The 5,704-nt window shown below is 73.8% G+C and carries 5 protein-coding genes and 1 pseudogene; 3 read left to right on the top strand and 3 right to left on the bottom strand.

Annotated elements, in window-relative coordinates:
- The coding region (locus B0E53_RS32395) for a methyltransferase domain-containing protein (RefSeq protein ID WP_210406300.1) at positions 1-721 on the bottom strand (721 nt) is incomplete at its 3' end.
- A 116-nt stretch (positions 722-837) separates the two neighbouring features.
- On the opposite strand from B0E53_RS32395, the gene B0E53_RS32390 reads away from it, so the two are divergent.
- The 3 genes from B0E53_RS32390 to B0E53_RS32380 all read left to right on the top strand — a co-directional run bounded on the left by B0E53_RS32390 (position 838) and on the right by B0E53_RS32380 (position 4,203).
- Entirely contained in the window at positions 838-2,469 is a 1,632-nt protein-coding gene (locus B0E53_RS32390) for a RecQ family ATP-dependent DNA helicase (protein ID WP_107079442.1), read from the top strand.
- Between the two features lie 66 nt (positions 2,470-2,535).
- Entirely contained in the window at positions 2,536-3,039 is a 504-nt protein-coding gene (locus tag B0E53_RS32385; protein WP_107079443.1) for a hypothetical protein, read from the top strand.
- A 123-nt stretch (positions 3,040-3,162) separates the two neighbouring features.
- Positions 3,163-4,203, top strand: coding sequence for a helix-turn-helix domain-containing protein (locus B0E53_RS32380; RefSeq protein WP_107079441.1), 1,041 nt, complete (start codon positions 3,163-3,165; stop codon positions 4,201-4,203).
- 176 nt (positions 4,204-4,379) lie between these two features.
- On the opposite strand, the gene B0E53_RS32375 is transcribed toward B0E53_RS32380, so the two are convergent.
- Together B0E53_RS32375 and B0E53_RS32370 are read right to left on the bottom strand one after the other, a co-directional pair.
- Complete coding sequence (locus B0E53_RS32375; protein ID WP_107079440.1) at positions 4,380-5,369, bottom strand: DNA topoisomerase IB; 990 nt, start codon at positions 5,367-5,369, stop codon at positions 4,380-4,382.
- Positions 5,353-5,704 (bottom strand): annotated as a pseudogene (locus B0E53_RS32370) (glycosyltransferase family 9 protein); the annotation flags it as partial. The gene B0E53_RS32375 and the pseudogene B0E53_RS32370, both read right to left, overlap by 17 nt.

Raw genomic sequence — 5,704 nt, 5'->3', positions numbered from 1 at the left:
GGTCGAGCGGTTCGAGCCGGTGCCGGACCGGCCCCCAGCCGGCCAGGAACGCGGCGGCGTCGGCGGCGTCCCGCCCCCAGGTGCCCGGCTCCTGCCGGGGCGCGCACTCCACGTCGACGAAACCGGCGTCGGTGAGCACGGCCCGCACCACCGCGGGGTCGGCGAGGGAGAGCGGCTCGCCGACCGCCGTGCCGTCGCTGCCGGTGGGTGGCAGGTGTGCGGCGAGCGGCGCGAGCGCCGCGCCCAGGTCTCCCCGGCGGATGTCGTCGAGGCAGACGAGGGCGAGCCGCCCGCCGGGGCGCAGCGCCCGGCCGAGGTTGGCGAACGCGGTGACCGGGTCGGCGAAGAACATCACCCCGAACCGGCTCAGCGCGACGTCGAAGGCCGCCGGTGGGAAGGGGTGGACCTGGGCGTCGGCCCGGACGAAGTCCACGTTGCCCACCGATTCGGCGGCGGCCGAGGCCCGGGCGCGGTCCAGCATCGGCGCGGAGAGGTCCACCCCGAGGGCGGCGCCGGCACCGCAGCGGCGGGCGGCCAGCCGGGTGAGCTGGCCGGTGCCGCAGCCGACGTCGAGCACTCGGTCGCCGGGCCGGACCGCCGCGAGCAGTGCCTCGTTGAAGCCGCTGTTGATCGCGTCGTACCGCCGCTGGTGGTCGGCCCAGTGCCGGCCCTCGTAGCCGTTCCAGGCCCGCTCCTGCTGCTCGTTCTGGATGGTCCGCACGCCGCCTCCTGATGAACGCTTGTTCATGAACGAGCATTCATAATGAATGGCCACGTCGGCGACCGTCAACCCCGCCCGGTTTCGGGGGTGATCGCCAGGGGTACCTGCGGCCACTGATGAGACTGACCACGCACTCCACGACCCTGCGCCGCGCGGCCAAGAGCCTCTTCGGCTGGACCGCCCTCCGGCCCAACCAGCTGGCCGCCATGCGCGCGGTCATGAAGCGCCGCGACGCCCTGGTGGTGCTCCCCACCGGCGCCGGCAAGTCGGCGATCTACCAGATCCCGGCCAGCCTGATCCCCGGCCCCACCGTGGTCATCTCCCCGCTGCTCGCCCTCCAGCAGGACCAGATCGCCGCGCTCAACGAGCGGCAACGCCCCGAGCTGCGGGCCGTCCGGATCAGCTCCGACGAGACCGCGGCCCAGCAGGCCGAGGCGATCGAGGAGATCCGGGCGGGGCGGGCCGAGTTCCTGTTCATCACCCCGGAGGCGCTGAGCAACCCGGACCGGCTCGCCGAGGTCCGCGCGCTCAAGCCGGCGCTGGTCGCGATCGACGAGGCCCACTGCATCTCCGCCTGGGGGCACGACTTCCGCCCGGACTACCTGGCGCTCGGCCACCTCGTCGAGGGCATCGGCCGACCGCCGGTGGTGGCGCTGACCGCCACCGCCTCCCCGCCGGTCCGCGACGACATCGTCGCCCGGCTGCGGCTGCGCGACCCCGAGGTGGTGGTGTCCGGGCTGGACCGCCCCAACCTCTTCCTCGAGGTGGCGCACTGCCCCACCGAGGACTACCGGTGGCGCCGACTGGTCGCGCTGCTCCGCGACGACGAACGGCCCGGAATCATCTACGTGCCGACCCGGCGGGCGGCCGAGGAACTGGCCCAGCGGCTCACCGACGCGGGCTTCCCGGCGCAGTACTACCACGGCGGGATGCCGACCAACGCCCGCAACGACCTGCACGAGGCGTTCCTCGCCGACCAGGTGCCGATCATGGTGGCCACCTCCGCGTTCGGCATGGGCATCGACAAGCCGAACATCGCCTGGGTCGTCCACACGGCGCTGCCCGACTCGCCGGACAGCTACTTCCAGGAGATCGGCCGGGCCGGCCGGGACGGCGCGCCCGCCCGGGTGCTGCTGCTCTGGCGCGCCGAGGACATCGGTCTCCAGCGCTACTTCAGCGGCGGCCTGCCCGACGAGAGGGAACTGGCCGAACTCGCCGCCCTGCTGCGCAAGCAGGCCCGGACCAAGAAGGAGCTGCGCGAGCTGACCGGGCTCGGGCCGCGCAAGCTCGGCCAGTACCTCTCGCTGCTGGAGCAGGTGGGCGCCGCGGAGCCCCGCGCCCGGCAGCGGATCGCCGCCTCCCGGTACGCCCCGGCGGCGGCCGAGTCCGGCCGGGCCGCGCTCGCCGAGGCGGAACGGCAGCAGACCGTGACGCGGTCGCGCACCGACATGATGCGCGCCTTCGCGGAAACCACCGGTTGCCGGGGGCAGGCGCTGCTGGCCTACTTCGGCGAGCAGGTGAGTGCCGTCTGCGGGCACTGCGACAACTGCCACGCCGGCACCAGCGTCGCCGATGACGGCGCCGTCGGCCCGTTCCCGGTACACAGCCAGGTACGGCATCCGGAGTGGGGCGCCGGCCTGGTGCTCAGCTACGAGGAGGACAAGATGACGGTGCTCTTCGACGAGGTGGGCTACAAGACGCTGTCCGTCCGCGTGGTGTCCGAACAGGGCCTGCTGGAGCTGGACTAGCCTGACCCGGGCACCGCGGGGGCGGTGCCCGTCGACAACGACGACCACGGCGAAAGGGGCTTGATCGTGATCGAGCAGCCGGCGTACACCGGGTTCGGTTTCTCCGACGAGGAGTGGGGGCTGCTGGTCGGTCTGCCGCAGGCGGTCCTCACCGCGGCCGCCGCGGCCGAGTCCGACGGCACCAAGCGCACCATGGCCGAGAACGCCGCCGGGCTGGAGACCATCGCCGCGGGCCGCGAGTCGGCCAGCCCGCTGGTGGCCGCCGTCGCCGGCGAGGTCGTCTCCCGGGTCGGCGACCCGGAGGCCGGCGCCGAACTTCCGGTCATCACCCCGGACGACCCGCAGGCGATGATCGAGGACGTGCTCGGCCGGGCCGGGCAGGCGTCGGCGCTGCTCGCCGCCAAGATCGACGAGGGGCAGGCCGGCGCGTACCGGCACTGGCTGGTGGAGATCGCCGAGCAGGTGGTGGGCGCCGCCTCCACCGGCGGCATCCTGGGCCTGGGCGGCGACGTGGTGAGCGACTCGGAGCGGCGCTTCCGCGACCGGCTCTCGCACGTGCTCAACGACTGAACGGACTCCTAACAGAGGATTTCACATCCGTCAATGACGGAAATGTCACGCCCCACGGGTGCCAACTCCCGGCCTCGTGGGGCGTCCTGCTTCATGAAGGGTGACCAACCACGGGGGTCGGGCATGGACACGGAAATGAAGCGGCAGATCTTCGACACGGAGCAGGTGCCCGCCGCCGACCGTTTCGGGCTGTGGCTGGACATGCTCGCCGGCACGCCCGGGCTCATGCGGGTACGCACCGAGCACGCCGACAACTTCGTCGCGCGGTCGGAGTTCCTCGACCTTGGCCCGATGCAGCTGGTCCGCCACCGTTACCCCTCGCTGGACGGGGTCCGGAGCCGGAAGCTGATCCAGCGCTCCGACGCCGACTACTACGTGCTCGCGTTGACCCTCGCCGGCACCGGCATCGCGGACCAGGACGGGCAGCGCGGCGTCTGCCGCCCCGGCGACTTCACCTTCTACGACTGCGCCCGCCCGCAGGAGCTCAGCCACCACGGCGACGACGGCGACCAGTCCGCCAGTTCGATCGTGGCCTTCATCCCGTACGAGGCGCTGCCCCTGGCCCGTCGCCGGCTCGCCCCACTGTTCGCCGGACGGATGTCCGGCACCGAGGGGATCGGGGCGCTGCTGTCGAACTACCTCATCCAGCTCACCGGCCATCCCGAGCAGTACCACGCGGCGGACGCGGAGCGGCTGGGCGGCGTCGGGCTCGACCTGATCTCCACCCTGCTGGGCCGGCACCTGGTCTCCGAGGACGCGGTGCCCACCGAGGTGCGACGGCGGGCCCTGCTGGCCCAGGTGCGCTCGCACGTCCGCCAGCACCTGGGCGACGCCGCGCTGAGCCCGCAGTCGATCGCCGACGCGCACCACGTCTCGGTCCGGTCGCTGCACCGGCTCTTCGAGGCCGAGGAGAGTACGGTCGCGGCGTACATCCGGGACGAGCGGCTGGAGCGGTGCCGCCGGGACCTCGCCGACCCGGCGCTGGGCGACCGGCCGATCCAGCTCATCGCCGCCCGCTGGGGCTTCCGCGACAAGGCCCACTTCAGCCGGGCGTTCCGGGCCTCGTACGCCGAGACCCCCCAGGCGTACCGGGCCCGCCACCGGCAACCGGCACGGATCGTCAACACCGCGGCATCCGCAATCAACTCGGAGCGGACATACTGATGGCGGGCCGGCGGCCGGGCGACCGGCGCGGCCCGCTGGTATCGGGGGGCCGTGGCGAGGCGCCCGCGGCAGCTCAGCCGCGGGCGACCGCCCGGTAACGCCAGCCACCCGCCCTCGACGGCCGTACCGGTCTCCGGCCCCGTCGTGCTTTCCCCCAGGACCGACGGCGGGGCCGGTCAGGCCGCCTCCTCCTCCAGCAGCACCAGGACGGCCTTCTCCACGGCCTCACGCGGCATGTCCGGCTCCACCGGGACCAGCACCCCGTCGTGGTAGAGGTCGACCACCCGCGGGTCCACGTAGGACGTACGGGCCACCGTGGGGGTGTTGCCGAGCAGCTCGGCGACCGAGCGCATCACCGCCGCCACCGCCCGCCTGCGGGCCGTCGTGGAGCGCTGCGGGCCGAACGTGGCCAGCTCGGTGGCGGCCAGCACCGTGGCGTGCCAGGTACGGAAGTCCTTGGCGGTCATCTCCCCGCCGCTGGCGTTGCGCAGGTAGTCGTTGACCTCGTCGCTGCGCACATCCCGCCAGGTCCGGCCGTCCCAGTAGCCGAACAGGCGCTCCTCGGACCGCCGCCGGCGGCGCAGGTTGGTCAGCACCCGGCACAGCTCCGGGTCCTCGATCCGGCGGACCTGCTCGATGCCGCCCTTGGCCGGGAACTCGAAGACCACGCAGCCGCCCCGCGAGCGGGCGTGCTCGGGGCGCAGGGTGGAGACGCCGAAGGTGGCGTCCTCGCCGGTGGCGTACTGGTCGCTGCCGACCCGGAACGTGCCCATGTCGAGCAGCCGGGCGACGGTGGCCAGGATCCGCTCCCGCCGCAGGCCGCGCAGCGCCAGGTCGTGCGCGACCCGGTCGCGCAGCACGGGCAGCCGGTGGGCCACCTCCAGCACGTGGTCGAACTTGGCCTCGTCCCGCTTCTCCCGCCACTTCGGGTGGTAGAGGTACTGCTTGCGCCCGGCCGCGTCGATCCCGGTGGCCTGGATGTGCCCGTTCGGGTACGGCGAGATCCACACGTCCCGCCAGGCCGGCGGGATGACCAGCTCCCGCAGCCGGGCCAGCTCGTCGGGGTCGCGCACCGGATCGCCCTTCGCGTCGACGAAGAGCCAGCCCTTGCCGCGCCGCCGGCGTCCGTACCCCGGCCTGCCCGGATCACTACGCCGCAATCGCACCGGAGACCCGCACCGCCCGTTCCGCCTCGTCCACGGCCGCCACCACCTCGTCGACCTCGATGGCCGCCAACGTCGGGTGGGTTCCTACCCCACCGGAAGAGGGCCAATCCGCGTCGGTCCCGGCACGGTCGGTGGCCCGAGCACCCGGTGCCGGGGGCGGTCGGGCGGCGGGCCCCAGTGCGCCGCCGGCACCGGCCCGAAGAGCACCACCGAGGCGGTGCCGTAGCCGGTGGCCAGGTGGGCCGCCCCGGTGTCCCCGCTGACCACCAGCCGCGCGCCGGCCACCAGCGCGGCCAGCTCGGCCAGGCCGGTGCGGCCGGCGAGCACCGCGGCCG

This window comes from Micromonospora sp. MH33, from assembly GCF_003013775.1.
GTDB classification, from domain to species: domain Bacteria; phylum Actinomycetota; class Actinomycetes; order Mycobacteriales; family Micromonosporaceae; genus Micromonospora; species Micromonospora fulviviridis.
Note: the sequence above shows the minus strand (reverse complement) of the source record. Positions and strands in the feature narration are given on the sequence as shown.

What these genes read in the sequence shown, in the direction of transcription:
- B0E53_RS32390 (WP_107079442.1), top strand. Translation starts at nt 838, where the DNA reads ATGAGACTGACCACGCACTCCACGACCCTGCGCCGCGCGGCCAAGAGC.
- B0E53_RS32380 (WP_107079441.1), top strand. Translation starts at nt 3,163, where the DNA reads ATGGACACGGAAATGAAGCGGCAGATCTTCGACACGGAGCAGGTGCCC.